We start from the raw sequence: 22,375 nt of genomic DNA, 5'->3' as shown, positions 1-22,375 counted from the left end.
TGTGCTGATTTTGAATTTTTTACGGTTTCCGAACATCATAGGTGCAAAAGGTTTAGTTAGGTGGTTTAAAGTTGGAGTTTTGCGAGTTAAAGAAGTAATCAAAAATCGCACTAAACTTACTTGTACAATTTTCTTTGGCAGATAGCAATGTTGGAAAGCCGTAAAGATGCTTTATGTAGAAAAATGCCCAATTTGGTTGTTTAAACATATTTTTTGAATACGTTAGTTTTACTTTGAATTCCTACTGATGGGCTTGTGCTGACGAGAATTATATGCTGTTGCGATGGAATCAAGAGGTAAATCTTGATATTTTTGATGCTCAAAATCAGAACGATTATGCAGGATCAGCAGTTTTTTTCGGGTGTAAAGGTGATAGAATTGGCCTCAGTTTTGGCAGGTCCCAGTGTAGGGCAGTTTTTCGCTGAACTTGGTGGTGATGTAGTGAAGATCGAGAATCCTGCAACGGGCGGAGACGTAACACGCTCATGGAAGTTAAAGGAAGAAACCGGAGATCAGTTGACCGCTTATTTTACCAGTATTAACTGGGGTAAGCGCTCTGTCAGTCTGGATATATCAAAACCGGAAGGATTGTCCATATTATATCGAATGGTGGAAAAGGCGGATATAATCATAGCAAGCTACAAACCAGGAGATGCGAAAAAACTGAAGGTCGATTACCGTTCTCTCTGCCAGATTAATCCAAACATTATTTATGGTCAAATAACCGGGTATGGCACTGAAAATGTCAAGGTAGGCTATGATGCAATCATACAGGCAGAGGCGGGCTTTATGTCCATGAATGGTGAGCCTGGGGGAGCTCCGACAAAAATGCCCGTGGCTTTAATGGATATTTTGGCTGGCCATCATTTGAAAGAAGGCATACTTTTAAGGCTGATCCATAAATTAAAAACCGGAGAGGGAGGTAAAGTGTCGGTATCCCTTATCGAATCAGCAGTAGCCTCTTTAGCTAATCAGGGAGCTAACTGGTTGGTTGCCGGCAAAGTGCCATCCAGGCAGGGTTCTGCGCACCCCAATATTGCTCCCTATGGAGATATCTTTGTAACAAAAGATAGTAAGCAAATAATATTAGCAGTAGGTACTGACAGACAGTTTGTTAATTTATGCAAGGTTCTGGAAATGACCGCTATAGCTAATGATTTGCAGTACGCTAGCAATGCCCTGCGTGTAAAGCATAGGCAACCTCTTTATGATCTTTTGCAAGGAAGGATCTGCAGGTATAACCAGCAATACCTGATAGACGAACTTAATGCGCTGAAAGTGCCTGTGGGCGCCATTCACGAAGTACCTGAAGCCTTGCAAATGCCCGAAGTGCAGCACCTGCTAATGACGGGTGGAGGAGTGCGTGGAGTGAGAACGTTTGTGGCGCATTTTGCAGACGAAGAGAGAAAGTCTGGCATCCTGCCACCACCCAGGTATGGAGAGCATACACAACAGGTTTTAATGGCCGAATTGGGATTGAGTGCTTCTGATATTCAGCGCTTGTCAGAAAACAAGGTAGTTTGAATAGTGCAAAAGGTACATGAAGATGGCTCAAAAGTCATTTTTCATCTTGTTCCCAAGTTATTAGAAGGGAATAGATCCGAAGCGTTTTTATTAAAAAATGCATGGATTAAGATTGATCCGGAAAAAATCTCCCACTTTCTCCCACTTGCGTAATTATGAGCTGTCATAGAGCCTAATCTTCTGATAATAAGTATGTAATCTTTTAAAAGTGCCTGTCACGGATGTTTCTGAGCAAATCCTGCTAATAATGTTTTCTTTTATTCTTCAATAGATTTATTGTCATTCCTATATCTTTTTTGCGCTTTTTCTGTTAGAAGTGTATGGCAAATGTAAAAAAGTGGTGGAAAGTGGTAAAAAGTGGTGGATTATGTCAAATATTTTTTTATGTTTGTTTATTAGAATCAGAGCATACAGACCACAATGGCATTTTTCACCAGTGAATATGAGTGCAAGATCGATGCTAAGGGAAGACTTGTTTTGCCTGCAAAGATCAAAGCAAATTTGCCGGAATCTTCTGGCAATGAGCTCGTTGTGAGACGTGGGTTTGAGCCGTGTCTGATTCTTTACCCCATGGTAGAATTCAAAAAGATCTATTCAAAAATTGCCGGATTAAATGAGTTTAATGAGGAGTATCGCAAGCTCCAGCGCAATTTCTTCAGGGGTAGTTCTGTGGTTGAGCTTGATAATAATGGTCGTTTTCTGATTCCGAAATTGATGTTGAACTATGCCAGTTTGGAAAAAGATGCAGTAGTGGTAGGTATGGGAAACAAAGTTGAAATATGGGACCCTATCACATATGAGCAGCATTTGATCAGTGATCCTTCTGAGTTTTCGAAGCTGGCGCAGAAGTATTTGGATGAGTAGCTGGTTGCTGGTTATTGGCTACTGGTGACTAGTCGCTAGTTGCCAAGAATAAGAAACGAGAGACCGGAAACGAGAGACCAGAGACCAGAGACAATAGGAAATGTAATGTCTATAACTGAAACTAGTATAAAGAATTGACGCCTGAGGCCAGTAACTACCATAATCCTGTCATGCTAAAAGAGTGCATTGACGGATTGGATATTAAACCGGATGGCGTGTATGTGGATTTGACATTTGGTGGTGGTGGGCATTCGAAGGCGATTCTGGAGAAGTTAAAAGGTGGGCATTTGTACGCATTCGATCAGGATCAGGATGCAAAACAAAATGCTCAGCAAATAAAGAATAGTTCTTTCACATTTATTGAAGGCAATTTCAGGTACCTGAAAAGATATCTGAAAATGTACGGGGTAAAGGCCGTTGATGGCATTTTGGGTGATTTGGGTGTTTCATCGCATCAGATTGACGATGCAGAACGGGGCTTTTCAACTCGATTCGATGCGGAGCTGGATATGCGAATGGATCGTTCGGCTGCTAAAACAGCCAGGCAGGTGATCAATGAGTATAGTCAGGAGGAGCTGCATCGAATACTTGGCATGTATGGGGAGGTGCGCAATGCTAAAACACTTGCTGCGGCTATAGTGGCGGCACGTGTAAATGCAGAGATCAGCACAATAAATGACCTGAAACATATATTGAGCAGGTATGCCAAGCGTGGGAAGGAAAATAAGTACTATGCCCAGGTATTCCAGGCTATCAGGATTGAAGTGAATGAAGAATTGAAAGCGCTTGAAGAAATGCTTGAACAAAGTAGCGAGGTGCTGACAAAAGGTGGACGGCTTGTAATAATGTCTTACCACTCTCTGGAAGACAGACTGGTGAAGAACTTTATACAGAAGGGCAAACTGGCAGGTGAGGTGGAAAAGGACTTTTATGGTAATGTGATTCGACCATTCGAGGCTGTAACGCGGAAGCCGACAACAGCTTCAGACGAAGAAATAAAGGAAAATAACAGAGCGCGTAGCGCCAAGTTACGAATAGCAGAAAAATTATAACTATGGCTACAAATACCTTTAGGATCAACGAGGGAGCATCGAGAAAGGGAAGTATTTTCTCCAGGTTGGAGAGCCTTGTTAGGCTTGATGCTGTTTTTGAGCATGGTTTGCCGGTAAAATACCTGCCTCATATACTGTTTGTGACGGCTATTGGGATATTTTATATCGGTAACAGCCACTATGCGGAAAAAAATATTAGAAAGATAGATCGGCTGAAGAGTGAGGTGGAAGACTTACGGGCCGATTATACCACGTTAAAAGCTGACTATATGTATGCCAGCAAGCAGTCGGAAGTTGCCAAAAATGTTAGGAAACTGGGAATAAAAGAAAGTTTACAGCCACCGGAAAAAATTGTGATAAAGAATAAGTGAATATAAAGAAGTCCATACTGCTGAGAGTAAGAGTGGCATTTTTGCTGGTCGCACTATTTGCCATTGCTATTGTGGCAAAGGTGGCAAAGGTACAGTTTGGAGAGGGTGAAAAATGGAGAGAATTAGCAGATCAGATTAATGTGAAGTATATGACAGTTAAAGCTACCCGGGGTAATATCTACTCTGATAACGGAAGCTTGCTTGCTACTTCTTTACCTTTTTATAAAGTCGCTTTTGATGCTACTATTGCTTCTGAGAAGGTATTTAATGAAGGAGTAGATTCACTGGCTTATCTTCTGTCACGACACTTTAAAGACCACTCTAAAGAGACCTACAAAAGAAAACTCAAAAATGCCAGGGCTACAGGAAGGCAATACATGATCATCAATCGTCAGCAGGTCGGATACCAGACAAAAAAAATGATGTCTGAGTGGCCGGTCTTCAGGCATGGAAGACTTGGAGGGGGGGTGATTTTTCATAAAGTAGATAAGCGATTTAGTCCCTTTTCCAACCTGAGTAAACGTACAATCGGATTTATCAATGAAAATAACCGGGGAGCCGGTTTGGAGTATAGCTTCAATGAACAGTTGGCGGGTAAAGACGGGGAAGCGCTGTATCAAAAAATTGCCGGGGGAAACTGGAAGCCTGTTTTTGATGGTAGTGAGGTAAAGACTGAGAATGGCTTTGACATAGAAACAACAATAGATATCAATCTTCAGGATGTTAGTGAAACCGCCCTTCTGAGGGCTTTGGAGTATCATGAAGCCGACTATGGTGTAGTAGTGGTCATGGAGGTGAAGACAGGCGAGATAAAGGCCATTTCCAACCTAAGCAGAAATAGCAAAGGCTATTATCATGAGCAGTATAATTATGCTGTAGGTGGCTTGCGGGAGCCTGGGTCTACCTTTAAGCTGGCTACAATGATTGCACTTTTGGAGGATTCAAATATTTCGCTTGGGGATAGTATCGATACCGGCAATGGCATATTCAAATTTTATAGCGACTATGTTCGAGATCATGATGAGGGGGGGTATGGTACCATTACAATACGAGAGGCATTCGAAAAATCATCAAATGTGGCAATGGCTAAGCTTGTAGATAGGCATTTCGGTTTAAAACCGGATCGCTTTCTTCATTATATTGATCACCTGGGGTTGTCTCAACCCCTGGGCCTGCAGATCAAGGGTGAAGGAATGCCCAACATAAAAAGGCCGAACAGCAAAGCATGGAGTGGTATCACCCTGCCATGGATGGCCTACGGGTATGGCCTTGAGTTGACACCTATGCAGACGCTTACTTTGTATAATGCAGTGGCAAACAATGGCAAGATGATCAAACCTGTGATCGTAAAAAAGGTGAGGAAGGCCGATAAAGTATTGGAGGAGTATGAAACCGTAGTGCTCAACAAAAAAATATGCTCTCACGAAACGCTGGCAAAGTTAAAGGTAATGCTTGAAGGTGTGGTGGAAAGGGGAACTGCTTCCAATATAAATAATGCTCATTATAAAATAGCCGGTAAAACAGGTACTGCGCAGATACTTGAGAATGGAAAGTACACCAAGAAATACATTACTTCTTTTGCGGGATACTTCCCTGCTGACAACCCTAAATATAGCGCTGTGGTTTTGATCAGGAACCCGAAAGGATGGAGGCAGTATGGTAGCAACGTGGCTGCACCCGTCTTTAAGGAGATAGCCGACAATATCTACTCTCGAGATATCAATATGCATGAGGAGATGCCCGGGGATTTTGTAGCGGATGCCGGAGTTTTTCCTGTGATACGTTCAGGCTATCATGACGAGTTAAAATTCTTGTGTAATGAATTAGGTATTTCCAATCATAGTGCCGGCGATGAAGATTGGGTGACAACACAGCGGTTTGGGAATTCTATAAAATGGAAAGACAATAAAGTAAATCCACAGTTCGTACCTGATGTATCGGGAATGACACTTCGTGATGCAATATATCTGCTTGAAAATTGTGGGTTAAGAGTAAATATAAATGGAAAAGGGCGGGTAAGCCGACAATCTCAGTTGCCCGGGACCAAAGCATTGAAGGGAAGTACAATTACAATCGAGCTGAGTTAATGGCGATATTAAAAGACATATTATATAAAGTATCTCTTGTGTCTACCTCCGGTGATATGGGCCGGGTGGTTGATCATATTGCTTTTGATTCCCGCAAAGTAAAAGAGGGTACTCTTTTCATTGCTGTCAAGGGTACGCAGGTAGACGGGCACGACTTCATCTTGCAAGCTGTTAATGCAGGGGCTGCTGCAGTGGTGTGCGAGATACTGCCCGAGGAAGTTACTGATAGCGTAACCTATGTGGCTGTAAAAAATAGCGCAGGTGCCTTGGGTTTAATAGCTTCCAACTTTTATGACAATCCATCGACAAAGCTCAAATTAGTGGGGGTGACTGGTACCAATGGAAAGACGACCATTGCTACCTTACTTTTCAACCTTTTCAGAAGCCTGGGCCATAGTGCTGGCCTGTTGTCCACTGTAGTGAACAGGATCAATGATGATCAGATACAGGCATCGCACACTACTCCTGATGCTATTCAACTGAATGAGATGCTTGACAGCATGGCGAGAAAAGGGTGTAAGTATGTGTTTATGGAGGTAAGTTCCCATGCCATACAGCAGGAGCGTGTGGCAGGGCAGCGATTTGCGGGAGCAATATTTACCAATATATCTCATGATCATCTGGACTATCACAAGACATTTGATGCCTATATCAGTGCCAAAAAGAAATTGTTTGATGAGCTAAGCTCGGAAGCCTTTGCTTTGGTAAATGTAGACGATAAACGGGGCAGAGTGATGCTGCAAAATACAAAAGCCGGCAAAAATACATATGCGCTTCGCAGTGTGGCGGATTTTAAAGGTAAGCTGATCTCCAATACCCTGCAAGGGTTGGAAATGGAGATAGATAATAAGAATGTATGGTTCCGGTTGATCGGAGATTTCAATGCCTATAACCTTTTAGCAGCATATGGAACAGCGGTATTGCTTGAAGAGGATCCAGATAAGGTATTGACGGGCCTTTCATTGCTGGATGGTGCGCCTGGCAGGTTTGAGCAGGTAGTCTCAGATGCCAACGTAACAGCCATAGTAGATTATGCGCATACACCTGATGCATTACAAAATGTGCTGGAAACGATTGCTGAATTAAGAACAGGGAATGAGCAGGTGATAACAGTAGTAGGCTGCGGGGGTAACAGAGATAAAGGCAAGAGACCTTTGATGGCCTCTATTGCGTGCAAGCTGAGTGATAAAGTGGTATTTACATCCGATAATCCGCGTGATGAGGATCCTGCTGAGATCATCAGGGATATGCAGGCTGGGGTAGGTCCTGCTGATTATAAAAAGACTGTTGTGCTGGCAGACCGGGAAGAGGCTATTAAAACAGCCTGTCTACTGGCTAATGATAATGACATAATACTAGTGGCAGGAAAGGGCCATGAGAAATATCAGGAGATAAAAGGGGTGAAGCATCCTTTTGATGACAAGGAAGTTTTAGGTCGAATGTTAAACTTATTTGCCAACTGATCTATGCTATATTATTTATTTGACTATCTGCAACGGGAATTTGATCTGGTAGGAGCCGGTGTATTTCAATACATCTCCTTCAGGGCGGGTATGGCTGCCGTTATTTCGTTGTTGATAACCATAGCATTTGGCAAACGGCTCATCAACTTCCTAAGGAAAAAGCAGGTTGGTGAAACGGTAAGAGACCTGGGCCTTCAGGGACAAATGGAAAAGAAAGGTACGCCTACCATGGGCGGGTTGATCATCCTGGCAGGTATACTGGTGCCGGTACTGCTTTTTGCCAAGCTGGACAACGTATATGTAGTGCTGTTGATTGTTGCAACCATATGGCTCGGGCTGATCGGTTTTCTTGACGACTACATCAAAGTATTCAAGAAAAATAAGGAAGGCCTGGCCGGCAGGTTTAAAATTGTAGGACAGATCGGCATCGGGATCATTGTAGGTGTTACTTTATACTTTCATGAAGATGTGGTAGTGAGAGAATATGACCAGGTAGTGATAGAGAATAATGAAGTAACGAGAAGCTATGAAGATGTGAAGTCAACCAAAACAACTGTCCCCTTTTTAAAAGACAACGAGCTGGATTATGACTCTATTCTATCCTTTTTGGGGCATGACTACACATGGGTCATGTATGTATTGATTGTGATTTTGGTTGTTACAGCAGTTTCTAATGGAGCTAATATTACAGATGGGATTGATGGCTTGGCGGCAGGGACCTCCGCTATAATTGGCCTTACACTTGCCATTTTTGCATACCTCTCAGGCAGGGTTGACTTTAGTGATTACCTGAATATTTTACATATCCCCAATCTGAGCGAGGTAGTGATTTTCTGTACCGCATTTGTAGGTGCATGCTTAGGGTTTTTGTGGTATAACTCTTTCCCGGCGCAAGTTTTTATGGGTGACACAGGTAGTTTGTCACTAGGCGGAATTATTGCCGTAGTAGCGCTTGTCGTGCGCAAAGAGCTAATGATACCACTCCTTTGCGGGATATTTTTAATAGAAAATCTATCGGTAATTATTCAGGTGTCCTGGTTTAAGTACACCAGGAAAAAGTATGGTGAAGGAAGACGAGTCTTTTTAATGTCCCCCCTTCATCATCATTATCAAAAGAAGAATTTACATGAATCCAAAATCGTAACTCGGTTTTGGATTGTAGGTATACTGCTGGCCATACTGAGTCTGGCCACATTGAAGTTAAGATAAACTGGTAGCTGGTTACTAGTAGCTAGTAGCTAGTAGCTAGCAACAAGCAACTTAAAATAAAAAATGTTGAACATAAGTGACATATACTCTTTCATTTTAGACCTTGTTCGAGGTCAGGTGAAGGTATTGTTGTCTATCGTAGTGGCTTATGTTTTAAAGAAAGTTAAAATAAATCCGTTGAACCGTCAGCTACAGATCGAATGGTAGGAAGGAAAGTAACCATATTGGGAGCAGGAGAGAGCGGAACAGGCGCTGCGCTTTTAGCCCATGCTAAAGGGTATGAGGTGTTTGTTTCTGATTTTGGCAAGATCAAAGACAGCTACAAACAAGAGCTGACGCAGGCGGGTATTGCTTTTGAGGAAGGTAAACATTCGGATGATAAGGTGCTTGCCGCCAGCTTTATCATTAAAAGCCCTGGTATTTCTGATAAGACAGATATTATCAAGAAGGTGAACAAAAAAGATATCCCCGTAATTGATGAGATAGAGTTCGCTTCAAGGTATACCAATGCTAAAATTATCGCTATTACCGGTACCAACGGAAAAACTACCACCACATTGCTTACCTATCACCTGTTGAAGGAGGCCGGTTTAAATGTGGGGCTGGCTGGTAATGTGGGTGCAAGTCTGGCCAAGCAGGTAATCGAAGATGAGTATGACTATTATGTTGTTGAGCTAAGTAGTTTCCAACTGGATGGCACCGTCTATTTTAAGCCATTTATAGGGGTATTGCTGAATATCACACCTGATCATATGGACAGGTATGAGTATAAGCTGGACAAATATGCCGATTCGAAGTTCCAACTGGTGCGGAATATGGATAACGGTGACCACTTCATCTATTTTTCGGACAATCCCTTGATCAGGGAAAGAGTTGAGCATAGGGCAATTAAAGCTCAGTTGCACCCTGTTTCGTTAACAGAACCTTCCGGTGTCAGGTATGCCAATGGAGAGATGTGCTTTGCCGATGATTTCACGGTCGACATAGAAGGGACGGCATTGCGGGGAGAACACAACGCTATTAACATGATGGCGGCAGTTTCGGCAGCTTTACTGGTGGGTATCGATAAGGAAAATATACGGCAGAGCTTGAAGACTTTCCGAAATGCTCCACATAGAATGGAGTATATCGGTACAATAAATCATGTGAATTTTATCAATGATTCCAAAGCGACTAATGTGGATGCTGTAAAGTATGCACTGGAGAGTTTTCAGGAGCCCTTGGTGTGGATAGCAGGAGGGATTGACAAGGGCAATGATTATAGTCTGATAATGGAGACCGTAAATGCCAAAGTGAAGGCCCTGGTATGCCTGGGAAAAGATAATTCCAGGTTAAGAGATGCATTTCACGAGCAGATCATCAGCCTGCTGGAAACTAACAATATGAAAGATGCCGTAAGATCGGCATTGAATTATGCGGAGGCGCATGATGTGGTGCTACTATCACCGGCATGTGCAAGTTTTGACCTATTTAAAAATTATGAAGATCGAGGGGAGCAGTTCAGGCAAGCTGTGATAGAGTTAAAAGAGGAGTTTGAAAGTAAAGCTTTAAAACAATGAACAGGATTAAAGCATGGGCAGATGAACATTTAAAAGGCGACCCGGTAATCTGGGTGGTGGTTTTTGCATTGTCACTTGTTAGCATTCTTGTGGTGTACAGCGCCACAGGTACCCTGGCATTTAAGCGTATGAGCCATCCCGAGACCTACCTGTTTAAACATACCGTGCTGTTGGGGGTAGGCCTGGTAGCCATGTGGTTTGCCCATAAAGTTGATTACCGATACTATTCAAAGCTTTCAAGGCTGGCGCTGTGGGTGAGCGTGCCGTTGTTGCTCTATACCTTTACCAATGGTGTGAGCCTAAACGATGCTTCCCGATGGATCATGGTGCCCGTGATCAATACCTCATTTCAGCCTTCTGATCTGGCTAGTCTGGCCCTGATCACGAGCCTGGCCAGCATGCTGTCGAAAAGACAGCAGAATATTGCAGATTTTAAAGAATCTCTTATCCCAATGCTGATCTGGTGCGGAGTAATCTGCGGATTGATAGCACTGACCAACTTATCATCGGCTATTTTACTATTCCTCACCTGCATGTTGATCATGTTTATTGGTCGTGTACCGGTGAAATACCTCGCTATGCTGGTGTTTGTTGGAGCGCTGGCTGGTGTGACGGCATTAAAATTCGGTGTACGGGGAGATACTGCTAAAAATAGGATTGAAAATTTTATCCAAGGTAAGGAGTTGCCTTTCCAGGCTAAGCATGCCCGGATAGCGGTGGCAACCGGTGGCATTATTGGCAAAGGGCCGGGACAAAGCCAGCAGCGAAATATTTTGCCACATCCTTATTCTGATTTTGTGTACGCTATCATTATTGAGGAATACGGGCTGATAGGAGGGGTTGTCGTTTTGGTGCTTTATCTCGTACTCCTTTCGCGGGGAATGAAAGCGGTCTATAAAAGTGAAAGAGCCTTTGGTGGACTACTGTCTGCCGGACTAAGTTTTGCCCTGGTGTTGCAGGCTATGGTAAACATGGGTGTTGTTGTTGGCCTGGGGCCTATTACCGGATTACCGTTGCCAATGGTAAGCATGGGAGGTACTTCGCTTCTATTTACCGGTCTTTCCATAGGAATAATATTAAGTGTGAGCCGGGGCGAAGTAGACCAAAGCTGGAGTAGTAGTGGTAAAGAAATTAAAAATATAGCAAAAGCAGCGTAGCAGTTCACAGTTCACGGTTCTGAGTTCACAGTTGGCTCAAGACAAGAACTGAAAACTGAGAACTGAGAACTGAAAACTGAAAACTGAAAAATTTTTTGAAAACTGAAAAACCATATCGATTCATTATCAGCGGTGGGGGCACCGGAGGACATATCTATCCTGCTTTGGCAATAGCTAATAAGATCAAAGAGCGTTATGCAGATGCCCAGATCTTGTTTGTAGGTGCACAGGGAAAAATGGAGATGAAGAAGGTGCCGGAGGCTGGTTACAAGATCATAGGGCTGTGGATCAGTGGATTTCAGAGGCGGGTTACTATAGATAATCTCTACTTCCCGTTCAAAGTATTGTTCAGCTATATCGCTGCGAATAATATTATTAAAAGGTTTAAGCCACATGCAGTGGTGGGTGTTGGTGGGTATGCCAGTGGTCCGATTATGTTGGCCGCTACTAAAAGGCGAATACCCTCTTTGATACAAGAACAAAACAGCTATGCAGGACTCACCAACAGACGATTGGGGAAAAAGGTAAATAAAGTTTGTGTGGCATATGATCAAATGGAGCGGTATTTCCCTAAGGAAAAAATAGTGCTCACAGGAAATCCGGTACGAAAGGACATTCTGGATATAGCCGAGAAGCGTGAGAAAGCTTTTAAGCACTTTGGTATTTCAGGAGACAAAAAGACTATTCTGGTGCTGGGGGGCAGTTTGGGGGCGCGAACCATTAACAACAGCATAAGTGGTGACCTGGAAAAGATAATTGCTGCTGGTGTCCAATTGATTTGGCAAACAGGTAGGTTCTATTACGATGAAATGGTAGGGCGGGCTAAAAGTAAAGATCTTGCTAATATCAGGATACTGGAGTTTATCAAAGAGATGGATTTGGCTTATGCTGCGGCTGATGTGGTGATCTCACGAGCAGGAGCTCTGTCTATTTCCGAACTTTGTCTGGTTGGAAAGCCGGTGGTATTTGTACCATCACCTAATGTTGCGGAAGATCATCAGACAAAAAATGCCCGTGCATTACTTGAGAAGCATGCTGCGGTACTGATAAAGGATCAGGTAGCAGAAAAGAAACTGGTAGATGAGGCATTGAGCTTACTTAAGGACGAGGACAAGCAAATGGAGCTATCAAAAAATATAAAAAGTTTAGCACGGCCAAATGCTGCAGATGACATTGTTGATCAATTGATAGGAATACTGAATTGAGATTAGAGAACTACGATAGCGTGTATTTTATAGGAATAGGTGGCATCGGTATGAGTGCGCTGGCCAGATGGTTTAAAGCTAACAACTACTATGTGGCAGGGTATGATCGTACTGACACTGATCTTACCAGGCAATTGGTGGAGGAAGGTATGGACATCCACTATGAAGATGAGGTGGACGCTATTCCGGCAAGGATCAGAGATAACAGAGAGCGATCGCTGGTGGTGTTTACACCGGCCATACCTAAATCACATAATGAGTACAACTATTTGAAAGAAAGTGGATTTTCAATTCACAAGCGTTCTCAGGTGTTGGGTATGATCTCCAATGCATTTAAAACTGTGGCTGTAGGTGGTACCCATGGGAAAACGACTACATCATCTATGGTAGCACATATTTTGAAAAATGCAGGCATGGATATTACAGCGTTTTTGGGAGGTATTGCTACCAATTATGATTCTAACTTCATCAGAAATGAGAAAATAGATGAAAATACAGTAGCGGTAGTGGAAGCGGACGAGTTTGACAGGTCATTCCTGGCGCTTAACCCGGATATTGCAGTGGTAACAGCCTCAGACGCTGATCACCTGGATATCTATGGTGACAAGGCGAGCCTGGAAACATCCTTTAAGGAGTTTATAGCAAAGGTAAAAGCAGACGGAAAACTCTTTGTAAATGAAAAAATAGCAAAAGATCTGGTGGATAGTTCTTATTCGAGAACTGTTTGCACCTACGGAATAAATCAGGGGCAGTTTTTTGCCAGTGAAATTACCATGAGTAATGGGTTTTTTGAGTTTAACTATTCTGACGAGAGGTTTAAGATTGAACGAATTAAGCTCGGTGTCCCTGGTTTTCATAATGTGGAAAATGCTACTGTGGCTATAGCCATAGCGCTGGAGTTGGGCCTTCATCCTGAGGAGGTAAAGCATGGCATTGAAACATACAAGGGAGTAAAAAGACGGTTTGAATACCTTTTGCGCTCCGATAAAATAGTGTTCGTGGATGATTATGCGCATCATCCGGTGGAGATAGAGGCGTTTTTGGGGTCGCTTCGGGCAATGTATCCTGACAGAAAGATCACAGCAATCTTTCAACCACATCTGTATTCGAGAACTCGTGACTTTGCGGAAGGTTTTGCGAAAAGTCTGAGTCTGGCAGATGAAGTGATACTGCTCGATATTTACCCTGCCAGGGAGGAGCCTATTGAAGGAGTGTCTGCCGACATCATTTTTAAAGATATATCGGCAGATAGCAAAATGATGTGTAGCAAAACACAATTGGTAGAAGTGTTGAAGAAGAAAGACCTGGAGGTGGTGGCTACAATTGGCGCCGGTGATATAGACCGGCTGGTGTATCCGGTTTTTGAATATTTAAAAGACAGGTATCATGCTTAAGAAGCTAAGACTAAAAAAAGGAGCTAAAGTAGTGATCGCTGCCCTGGTGTTGGTATCTGTTATCGGATTTACTGAAAATAAACAGGGGGGCGACAGGTGTATGGATATTGTCATCAGGATTAGCAATCAGTATGACAATTACTTTATCGATGAGCAGGACGTGTTGTCTTTGATGACAGGAAGCGGAGCTCACGCGGTAAAAGGTGTAAGTTTTAATGAGTTGAATTTAAAGGAAATAGAAGAAAGGGTTAAGAGTGAAAAGTTTATCAGGGAGGCCGAAATATATAAAGACTTAAAAGGGAATGTACTTGTCAATGTTGACCTGAGAAGGCCTTTTGCAAGAGTGATACAAAATGCAGCCCCTGATGCGTACATCGCCACTGATGGTGCGGTGTTGCCGGTATCGGAAAAGTTTTCTTCAAGAGTAGTGCTGATCACCGGAAGCTATATGAAGGAGCTGGTGAAAAACGATCTGAATCAAACTGAGGAGGGCAGGAAAATACTGAGTATGATCCGGTTTATCAATGGTAATAAATTTTGGAAGGCTCAGATCGCTCAAATAGACATTGACAAGAAGCTGAATATGACTCTCTATCCACAGGTAACCAAGCAATACATAGAGTTTGGACAGCCTGAAGAGTTGGAGGAGAAATTCAGGAAGCTGGAAATATTTTATAAGAGAATATTACCCCAGAAGGGTTGGAATACCTACGACAGGGTAAATCTCATGTATGAAGGACAAATTATAGCGGAGTAGCAGTTCACAGTTCTGAGTTCACAGTTGATGTTGAAATTAAAGAACTGAGAACTGGGAACAGTGAACTGAGAACAGATAAAGAAAACAACCACTAACAATATAAATTAATTTACAACCATGGAAAATGACAAAATAGTAGTCGGACTTGACATTGGTACCACAAAGATCTGCGCTATTGTGGGACGCAAGAATGAGTTTGGGAAGCTTGAGGTCCTCGGTATGGGAAAGGCCGAGTCTGATGGTGTTATCCGGGGTATTGTAACTAACATTGACAAGACAGTAAATGCCATAGAAAAGGCGGTAAGGGAAGCCGAAGACCAATCAGGCATCGATATCAGAGTAGTTAATGTAGGTATAGCCGGTCAGCACATAAAGAGTTCAATACATCACGGTAGCATCACCAGGTCATCAAACGATGATGAGATCACTATCGAAGATGTAAATCGCCTGACCAATGATATGTACAGGATTGTGATCCCTCCCGGAAGTGAGATCATTCACGTGATGCCGCAGGATTATACTGTTGACTATGAAGATGGTATTAAGGACCCTGTGGGCATGTCCGGTGTAAAACTGGAGGCTGATTTCCACGTGATTACCGCACAAACCAATGCTATCAATAATATCAATAAGTGTGTAAGAAGAGCCGGACTTGAAATAGAAAATCTTATCCTTGAACCGCTGGCTTCCAGCCTTGCTGTGCTTAGCGATGAGGAAAAAGAAGCTGGTATATGCCTGATCGACATCGGTGGTGGAACTACAGACATCGCCATTTTTCATGATAATATTATCAGACATACAGCAGTGATACCTTTTGGCGGCAACATTATCACCTCGGATATCAAGCAGGGGTGTATGGTGATGCAACACCAGGCGGAACTTTTGAAAACAAAATTTGGAAAGGCTATTGCTGAGGAAGCAAGTCCTAATGAGATCGTGTCGATACCTGGTATCAGAAATCGTGCGCCTAAGGAGATATCGGTGAAAAACCTGGCTCACATCATCGAGGCCAGAATGGAGGAGATCATTGAGCTGGCACATGCTGAAATTATTACCTCAGGCTATGAAAACAGACTTGCAGGAGGTATTGTGATCACAGGTGGCGGTGGCCAGTTGAGCTGCCTGAAGCAGTTGGTGGAGTATATGACAGGCATGGACGCCCGGATAGGATACCCTAACGAGCACCTGGGCAGAAGTAAAATGGATGCTGTGAAGAGTCCGATGTTCGCCACCTCTGTTGGTTTGGTGTTGTCAGGCTTTAGGGCTGTTGATGAGCGTGAAAACAGATACAAAGAGAAAGTAGTGAGTCGCCCTCAGCAGAAGAAAAAGGAATCCGGTGGGGATTTCTTTAGCAAGATCCTTAACAAAACAAAGGGTTTATTGATAGATGACCTCGATGGTAAGAACGATTATTAAACCCAATTTCAAAAATTCGCAACCACTAAATATTAATAGTTATGTCTGAAAATGCATACAAGTTTGATCTTCCCAAACACCATAAGTCGATCATCAAGGTGATCGGTGTTGGTGGTGGTGGAAGCAACGCAGTGAACCACATGTTTAATCAGGGCATTAAAGATGTTGAATTTGTAGTGTGTAACACCGATTCTCAAGCTCTGAAAACCAGTGCAGTTCCGGGAAAAATTCAAATAGGAGTTAATCTAACCGAAGGCTTAGGCGCAGGGGCCAATCCTGAGGTAGGAAAAAATGCTGCTTTGGAAAGCAGAGAAGATATAAGAGACCTTTTAGGCAATGATACAAAAATGGTATTCATCACAGCAGGTATGGGTGGAGGCACCGGTACCGGAGCTGCCCCGGTGATAGCCAAAATTGCTAAGGAGATGGATATCCTTACCGTAGGTATTGTTACAGCGCCTTTTGCTTTTGAAGGAAAGAAGAAAGCAAAACAAGCTGAGAATGGCATCAATGCCTTGAAAGAAAGTTGTGACACCGTACTTGTTATTCTCAATGATAAACTTCGTGAGATATACGGAAACCTGTCAATAGGTAGTGCTTTTGCTCAGGCTGACAATGTACTGACCACAGCAGCCAAAGGCATCGCTGAGATCATTACTGTGGCAGGTTATGTAAACGTGGATTTTCAGGATGTGAGAACCGTTATGCATAATGCAGGCGCGGCGGTTATGGGTTCTGCTCAGACCAAAGGAGAAAACAGAGCCAGAAAGGCTGCTGAAGAAGCGCTTGCCTCACCGCTTTTGGATAACAAAGATATCCTGGGCGCTCAAAAAATATTACTCTCTATCATCTCAGGAGAGCAGGCGGAGCTTCAGATGGATGAGCTTACTGAGATCACTGAATATATCCAGGAACAGGCTGGTGATGATGCTGAGGTGATCTTTGGTCACGGGGTAGACCCTGAGTTGGGGGACAGCATAAGAGTAACGGTAATTGCTACCGGCTTTGATCATGATGAAGCTTACCTTCCGGAAAATAGAATGAAGCAAAAGCAGGAAGAAAGAAGGGTATACGATCTTGAAGCCAACAAACAGATAGACATGTTCAGCAACGACAACTCTGTCAATCAAAGAAATAATGAGATCACCAAAAAAGAGGTAGAGAAACCCTCCAATAATGGCTTGCAGGAAGAAAGAGGATACTCATTTACCAGTCCGGTAAACGCCAGTGATGATGACGGAGACGATGGACTGTTTTCAGAGCTTGAGGATGAATTTGAATTCATGGATGATTATAACGATCAGCATATCAATGACGAAGGTATGATGGACAGGGTCAGCACGAAAGACAGGCTGCAGCAGAAGGCTCAGGAACGAATGCAGAAGCTGAAAGGGCTGAACAAACATGAGATGAATGCTGATGAATTCAAAGAAAAACTGGATGTGCCAGCTTATCTGAGACGTGACGTACGACTTCAAAACGTGCCTCACTCTTCGGAGCCTCATGTATCAAAGTACAATCTGAATGATGATAACCAAATATTGGGTAATAACAGATTCTTGCATGACAATGTGGATTAAAGGTACCTATTGACATCTGCAGCATCAACCGGCTTTACTTTCCAATTGTAGTGGTTGTTGGTTGTAAATTTTTTCTGCCGGTGCTGTGATGTCATTTTTTCAACTGAACCTCCTGGGTGCGCCCTGGAGGTTTTTTTCTTGGTATAATCGAGGTCGTAATAAGAAAGTCGCATCAAGTAACGGATGTCTCATTTTGGGACAATGAAATGTTTCAAATTAAGACGACAGTTTTATGTTGTTTTGTTGTAACACATTGATATACAGAATGTTAATTTTTTGGTATTGTAAATGAATAACCTTGAAATAACAGATAAAAATGAGTCTGTTGGAATTCAAAATAAAGAGCCATAATGCTTAAAAATTTTTACAAAATTGCCTATCGCAACCTGCTGAGAAATAGCCTTTTTTCTATTATTAACATATTAGGTCTGGCGTTTGGTCTGGCATGCTTCTTACTCGTAACCCTATGGATATGGGATGAGCTGAAATACGACCAGTTTCATGTAAAAGGGGAACATATTTATAAGGTCTTTGGTGAATTAAAAAATGAAGGCGAAGCTCAGATAATGCCCTATAGTCCTTCCGCTCTTGCTCAACCCATTGTAGAAAAGCTACCGGAAGTCAATAACCTGACGCGTGTTTTTCCCGCTGAAACGGTTATTGCATCAGATAACGCTAAATTTTTAGAGTCAGGCATCTATGCAGACTCCTCATTCTTCAGCATTTTTAGTTTTCCTTTACAGGAGGGAACTGTCCAGCACTTGTTTTCAGAACCCGGAACCATACTGATCAGCCACCAATTGGCTCAAAAGTATTTTCCAGGAGAAAGTGCGTTGGGTAAGTCTCTAAGCATAGTAACTCCTGATAATGAAAAAATGGACTGCAAAGTATCGGGCGTACTAGCCAAAATACCCCGACAGTCGTCATTACAATTTGATTTTGTAATGAACTATCAATGGTTCGAAGAAAAATACAGGCCGTGGTGGAGTAGTTTGCGCTCCCAATGGGCTTATACCAATTTCAATGTTACTACATATATGAAGGTGGCTCCAGAAGCAGATGTGCAGCGCCTGAACGAGAAGTTGGGCACTTTTATTAATGATTATACCGGCTTGGAAAGTGATGACGCCTTGTTTGTCTACCCGTTTTCAAAACTATATCTTCATTCAGACTTTTCTCAAGGCAGGGCTCCTACAGGAAGAATTCAATATATCAGACTCTTTTCCATCATTGCCATTGTTATTCTGCTTATAGCCTGTATCAACTTTATGAACTTGTCCACCGCAAGGGCCGGAAGACGGGCCAAAGAGGTGGGGCTAAGAAAGACTGTGGGCGCTGGAAAAGGCCAATTGCTTACTCAATTCCTGGCAGAGTCCTTTATAATTGTATTAATATCCATGGCCATTGCCGTTACATTGACTGATATTTTATTGCCGGGATTCAACGTACTAACGGAGAAGCATCTGAGTATTCCATTTGGTTCAACTTCATTTCTTCTTGTGGTTATGAGCCTCACGGTGTTCACAACCATACTGGCGGGTAGCTACCCGGCTTTGTATTTGTCATCTTTTAATCCTGCTAAGATTCTCAAAAGTGCCAACCATCAGCGTGGAGGCCTCACGCTCTTCAGAAAATGGCTGGTAATTATTCAATTTACCTTGTCGATCACCTTTATTGTCTATGCTGTAGTAGTCTATCGGCAGATCGAATACCTGCAGAACAAAGATCTTGGTATTCAAAAGGAAAATATAGTACACCATTTTCTCAGAGGTATAAAGGTGCATAAAGATGCATATAAAAATGAACTGTTAAACATATCAGGAATTGAGGCCGTGAGTTTTACAGAGCATCACCCATTCAACATTTCTAATGGTAACAGACATGTTATGTGGAAGGGAAAGCCTGAAAATGCATTGATCTATTTTAATGTGATGCAGGTTGATGGTGGATTTATGGAAACATTCGGCACGGAATTGTTACAGGGCTCTAATTTTCCGCATCATTATTCCGGGAATAGTGACAGGTACTTCATCATAAATGAGGCAGCCGCAGATGCCATGATGGCAGGAGAACCAATCGGGATGGAATTACAGGTATGGGGGAATAATGGTAAAGTTGTGGGGCTGGTGAAGGATTTTCACCACCAGTCACTGGAAAAGCAGATAGAACCTGTGATCCTGGTATTTAACCCTGAAGAGGTATGGTGTGCTTTTATTCGAATAGGAACAGGAAATCCATCAGTGCTGAGCGATATTCAAACGGTTTATGCCAAATATGAAAAGGAATATGCTTTTGATTATTCCTTTGTTGCTGACCAATATAGTAAATCGTATAACGATGTGGTGACTATGGGAAAGCTCAGCAATATTTTCTCCGTTGTAGCCATTGTTATTTCCTGTCTCGGTTTGTTTGGTCTGTCTGTATTCATGGCAGAGCAGCGGACAAAGGAGACCGGCATAAGAAAAGTACTGGGTGCGGATGAATTGAGTATTGTTTGGTTATTTTCCTCAGACTTTCTGAAACTGGTATCATTGGCTTTTATTGTTGCTTCGCCTCTTGCTTGGCTATGTACGGATTCTTGGCTTTCCCACTATGCCTACAGGACGGAAATAGGTGTAATGCCATTTGTTCTGGCTGGGACGCTTGCTGCTTCTATTGCCTTGCTGACAGTGAGCTTCAATACTTTTAAAGCCGCCCTTGCCAATCCGGTGGATTCATTGAAGTATGAGTAACTAAAATTATTCTCATCAGGCCTGGACCTGACGAGATTATTGTGGCATGTCGTCCCTCAATAATATTGAGTTAACGTTAAAATGCCTGAAAATAGGCGGTCATCCTATCCCGAAGGCTTTAAGGCTTTCGGGAGAAGGATCTTCCTAAGTTGTTGATAGTACCCTTGAACTTAGTAAGATTCTTCATTCTTCCCCGAAGGCAAGTTCGGGGACCTTAAAAACGGAGTTTTTTGGCCTGTTTTTCTGATATGCATACCTTTATCGGTACCACTATGTCGAACTCAAGTTAAGTTAAGAAAAGCGTTCTCAAGAAGCACAGTCGCCTTGCCTGTCCCGAACTTGCCATAACTTGCTTTCGGGGACCAGAGGGAGAGATCTATGCACCTTTGGAGCAGTTACACGTGCATAGATCCCTCCAACATACCAATGGCAAATTTTCATTACATGCTGATAGTCAGATAATTATTCAATTTCCCACTACTGTCATCCCGGACGTAACACAGTGATCCGGGATCTCCTCGCTACTGACTGTGACTGAACTTCAGCCTCTTCCACCGGATCAGGGGATCCTGAATATTTTCTCCGTTGCTCTACGAAAATTCCAGGATGACGTGGTGGTTTGTGATTTCTGTTGCCCCTCGGTGGTAAATGATGGCATAATGTCATTATCCACAAAATCAACTGAAAAGTTGTTGGTTTCCTACCGATGACGTATTATTCAACATGTTTGATTTGTCACCCCTGGCAGGTAAAACCACACATCTTACAGAAGGATATGAAGTAGTCATTTATAGCGCTAAAGTTGAAGCTGTATTGGGGTTTCCTTAACTTTGGTGTCTACTATGATAAACGCTAGCCCCTTAGTGTCTATAGTAATGGCTGTAAAAGACACCGAACCTTATCTTCCTGAGTGTCTGGAATCCATACTTGCTCAAACCTACCCGAATTGGGAGCTTATTGCCGTTAATGACCATTCTACAGATGCTACTCCTGATATACTACGCGAATATGCCACCAAAGACGAGAGAATAAGGGTGTACAACAGCGATCGCCCAAAACTCATTCCAACTCTACAAAAAGCACATGGTCATTGCCGGGGCACACTGATCAATCGTATGGATTCCGATGATATTATGCCGGAATACAAACTGCAGGTGATGGTGCAGGAATGGCAAAAGCATGGTAAAGGAACAATAGTAGCCGGAGGGACTAAACATTTTGTTGATGAAGGGGAAGTTGGAGAAGGATTTTTGCGGTACGAAAACTGGCTAAACGATGTGGCCAGGGAAAGCAGACATTATGAAGAGATCTATCAGGAGTGCGTTATTCCATCCCACTGCTGGCTGATTCACAGAGATGACTTTAATGCGGTAGGCGCCTTTGACCCTGAAGTGTATCCTGAAGATTATGACCTTTGCTTTCGGTTTTATCAGGAAAGATTGAAGGTGATAGGGGTGGACCGCATACTGCATTATTGGCGCGATCGCTCTGATCGCATTTCGCGTACGTGGGACTGCTACAAGGATAATCGTTATTTTGAGCTCAAAATCCGATACTTCTACGAACTGGACCGGGATAAAAGCAGGCCGTTGGTGTTGTGGGGAGCAGGCAAAAATGGTAAAGACATGGCCAGGCTGCTCAAAAAACACAAAGATGTATTTCATTGGGTATGTGACAATGAGAAAAAGATAGGAAAACACATTTATGGAGTATATATGAATCATTTTAGTATCCTATCTGAGTTGCAGAACCCTCAGATCATGATTGTCGTATCTTCTCCTGACGACAGAGTGGCTATTCGCCAGCAACTTAGGGATTGGAATAAACAACCAGCTACAGATTTTTGGTTTTTTGCATGATTTATGCGGGGCCATTTGTAGGTGGCTAAGGACTAATGAGAAGGTATAAAAATATAGCTCGAGATTCGGGTGTTACGGCTTTTGAAATTGGTAATGATTACATTAAAGTAAAATTCAGAGGACCGGAAATCTATATCTACAATTAT

At 42.8% G+C, this 22,375-nt stretch carries 17 protein-coding genes; 16 read left to right on the top strand and 1 reads right to left on the bottom strand.

The window, feature by feature from the left end:
• Positions 1 to 315 precede the first annotated feature (315 nt).
• The 14 genes from C900_RS09695 (at position 316) to ftsZ (ending at position 17,638) form a co-directional block, all read left to right on the top strand.
• Positions 316 to 1,524, top strand: coding sequence for a CaiB/BaiF CoA transferase family protein (locus C900_RS09695; RefSeq protein ID WP_245558416.1), 1,209 nt, complete (start codon positions 316 to 318; stop codon positions 1,522 to 1,524).
• Positions 1,525 to 1,944: 420 nt separating this feature from the next.
• On the top strand, positions 1,945 to 2,388 hold the full coding sequence (gene mraZ, locus C900_RS09690; protein WP_009579627.1) for a division/cell wall cluster transcriptional repressor MraZ: 444 nt from the start codon (positions 1,945 to 1,947) through the stop codon (positions 2,386 to 2,388).
• Positions 2,389 to 2,522: 134 nt separating this feature from the next.
• Positions 2,523 to 3,440 (top strand): 16S rRNA (cytosine(1402)-N(4))-methyltransferase RsmH, encoded by a 918-nt coding sequence (gene rsmH / locus C900_RS09685; RefSeq protein WP_281168988.1) that lies wholly within the window; start codon positions 2,523 to 2,525, stop codon positions 3,438 to 3,440.
• A gap of 2 nt (positions 3,441 to 3,442) precedes the next feature.
• Complete coding sequence (locus C900_RS09680) at positions 3,443 to 3,811, top strand: FtsL-like putative cell division protein (RefSeq protein ID WP_009579625.1); 369 nt, start codon at positions 3,443 to 3,445, stop codon at positions 3,809 to 3,811.
• The gene (locus C900_RS09675) at positions 3,808 to 5,898 is read left to right on the top strand and encodes a penicillin-binding protein (protein ID WP_009579624.1); all 2,091 of its coding nucleotides are present in this window, start codon (positions 3,808 to 3,810) and stop codon (positions 5,896 to 5,898) included. Before C900_RS09680 ends, C900_RS09675 begins: the two co-directional genes overlap by 4 nt.
• Entirely contained in the window at positions 5,898 to 7,361 is a 1,464-nt protein-coding gene (locus C900_RS09670) for a UDP-N-acetylmuramoyl-L-alanyl-D-glutamate--2,6-diaminopimelate ligase (RefSeq protein WP_009579623.1), read from the top strand. The genes C900_RS09675 and C900_RS09670 overlap by 1 nt, the downstream gene beginning before the upstream one ends.
• A 3-nt stretch (positions 7,362 to 7,364) precedes the next feature.
• Positions 7,365 to 8,570: a phospho-N-acetylmuramoyl-pentapeptide-transferase gene (gene mraY / locus C900_RS09665; RefSeq protein WP_009579622.1), complete on the top strand. Its 1,206-nt coding sequence runs from the start codon at positions 7,365 to 7,367 to the stop codon at positions 8,568 to 8,570.
• A gap of 200 nt (positions 8,571 to 8,770) precedes the next feature.
• Positions 8,771 to 10,129 (top strand): UDP-N-acetylmuramoyl-L-alanine--D-glutamate ligase, encoded by a 1,359-nt coding sequence (gene murD / locus C900_RS09660; RefSeq protein WP_009579621.1) that lies wholly within the window; start codon positions 8,771 to 8,773, stop codon positions 10,127 to 10,129.
• The gene (locus C900_RS09655; protein WP_009579620.1) at positions 10,126 to 11,286 is read left to right on the top strand and encodes an FtsW/RodA/SpoVE family cell cycle protein; all 1,161 of its coding nucleotides are present in this window, start codon (positions 10,126 to 10,128) and stop codon (positions 11,284 to 11,286) included. The genes murD and C900_RS09655 overlap by 4 nt, the downstream gene beginning before the upstream one ends.
• A gap of 95 nt (positions 11,287 to 11,381) precedes the next feature.
• Positions 11,382 to 12,491 (top strand): undecaprenyldiphospho-muramoylpentapeptide beta-N-acetylglucosaminyltransferase, encoded by a 1,110-nt coding sequence (gene murG / locus C900_RS09650; RefSeq protein WP_009579619.1) that lies wholly within the window; start codon positions 11,382 to 11,384, stop codon positions 12,489 to 12,491.
• Positions 12,488 to 13,885, top strand: a complete 1,398-nt coding sequence (murC, locus tag C900_RS09645; RefSeq protein ID WP_040496342.1) for a UDP-N-acetylmuramate--L-alanine ligase — start codon at positions 12,488 to 12,490, stop codon at positions 13,883 to 13,885. Before murG ends, murC begins: the two co-directional genes overlap by 4 nt.
• Positions 13,878 to 14,642 carry a cell division protein FtsQ/DivIB gene (locus C900_RS09640; RefSeq protein WP_009579617.1) on the top strand — a complete coding sequence of 255 codons (765 nt, stop codon included), beginning with the start codon at positions 13,878 to 13,880 and terminating at the stop codon, positions 14,640 to 14,642. The genes murC and C900_RS09640 overlap by 8 nt, the downstream gene beginning before the upstream one ends.
• A 117-nt stretch (positions 14,643 to 14,759) precedes the next feature.
• Positions 14,760 to 16,058 carry a cell division protein FtsA gene (gene ftsA, locus C900_RS09635; protein WP_009579616.1) on the top strand — a complete coding sequence of 433 codons (1,299 nt, stop codon included), beginning with the start codon at positions 14,760 to 14,762 and terminating at the stop codon, positions 16,056 to 16,058.
• A 41-nt stretch (positions 16,059 to 16,099) separates the two neighbouring features.
• Positions 16,100 to 17,638 carry a cell division protein FtsZ gene (gene ftsZ, locus C900_RS09630; RefSeq protein ID WP_009579615.1) on the top strand — a complete coding sequence of 513 codons (1,539 nt, stop codon included), beginning with the start codon at positions 16,100 to 16,102 and terminating at the stop codon, positions 17,636 to 17,638.
• Here the strand turns inward: ftsZ and C900_RS29845 are convergent.
• A complete protein-coding gene (locus C900_RS29845) occupies positions 17,635 to 17,814 on the bottom strand; it encodes a hypothetical protein (protein ID WP_157493970.1) in 180 nt (59 codons plus the stop codon). The genes ftsZ and C900_RS29845 overlap by 4 nt on opposite strands.
• 174 nt (positions 17,815 to 17,988) lie before the next feature.
• Between C900_RS29845 and C900_RS09625 the strand changes: the two genes are divergently transcribed.
• Together C900_RS09625 and C900_RS09620 are read left to right on the top strand one after the other, a co-directional pair.
• Positions 17,989 to 20,370: an ABC transporter permease gene (locus C900_RS09625; RefSeq protein ID WP_009579613.1), complete on the top strand. Its 2,382-nt coding sequence runs from the start codon at positions 17,989 to 17,991 to the stop codon at positions 20,368 to 20,370.
• Between the two features lie 842 nt (positions 20,371 to 21,212).
• Positions 21,213 to 22,229, top strand: a complete 1,017-nt coding sequence (locus tag C900_RS09620) for a glycosyltransferase family 2 protein (RefSeq protein ID WP_040496340.1) — start codon at positions 21,213 to 21,215, stop codon at positions 22,227 to 22,229.
• Positions 22,230 to 22,375: the final 146 nt, after the last annotated feature.

Source organism: Fulvivirga imtechensis AK7, assembly GCF_000331535.1.
Classification (GTDB): Bacteria; Bacteroidota; Bacteroidia; order Cytophagales; family Cyclobacteriaceae; genus Fulvivirga; species Fulvivirga imtechensis.
The sequence above is the reverse complement of the archived record's forward strand: the minus strand, read 5'-3'. Positions and strand labels throughout refer to the sequence as shown.

What these genes read in the sequence shown, in the direction of transcription:
- C900_RS09695 (WP_245558416.1), top strand. Translation starts at nt 316, where the DNA reads ATGCTCAAAATCAGAACGATTATGCAGGATCAGCAGTTTTTTTCGGGT.
- mraZ (WP_009579627.1), top strand. Translation starts at nt 1,945, where the DNA reads ATGGCATTTTTCACCAGTGAATATGAGTGCAAGATCGATGCTAAGGGA.
- C900_RS09680 (WP_009579625.1), top strand. Translation starts at nt 3,443, where the DNA reads ATGGCTACAAATACCTTTAGGATCAACGAGGGAGCATCGAGAAAGGGA.
- C900_RS09670 (WP_009579623.1), top strand. Translation starts at nt 5,898, where the DNA reads ATGGCGATATTAAAAGACATATTATATAAAGTATCTCTTGTGTCTACC.
- mraY (WP_009579622.1), top strand. Translation starts at nt 7,365, where the DNA reads ATGCTATATTATTTATTTGACTATCTGCAACGGGAATTTGATCTGGTA.
- murD (WP_009579621.1), top strand. Translation starts at nt 8,771, where the DNA reads ATGGTAGGAAGGAAAGTAACCATATTGGGAGCAGGAGAGAGCGGAACA.
- C900_RS09655 (WP_009579620.1), top strand. Translation starts at nt 10,126, where the DNA reads ATGAACAGGATTAAAGCATGGGCAGATGAACATTTAAAAGGCGACCCG.
- C900_RS09640 (WP_009579617.1), top strand. Translation starts at nt 13,878, where the DNA reads ATGCTTAAGAAGCTAAGACTAAAAAAAGGAGCTAAAGTAGTGATCGCT.
- ftsA (WP_009579616.1), top strand. Translation starts at nt 14,760, where the DNA reads ATGGAAAATGACAAAATAGTAGTCGGACTTGACATTGGTACCACAAAG.
- ftsZ (WP_009579615.1), top strand. Translation starts at nt 16,100, where the DNA reads ATGTCTGAAAATGCATACAAGTTTGATCTTCCCAAACACCATAAGTCG.
- C900_RS09625 (WP_009579613.1), top strand. Translation starts at nt 17,989, where the DNA reads ATGCTTAAAAATTTTTACAAAATTGCCTATCGCAACCTGCTGAGAAAT.
- C900_RS09620 (WP_040496340.1), top strand. Translation starts at nt 21,213, where the DNA reads ATGATAAACGCTAGCCCCTTAGTGTCTATAGTAATGGCTGTAAAAGAC.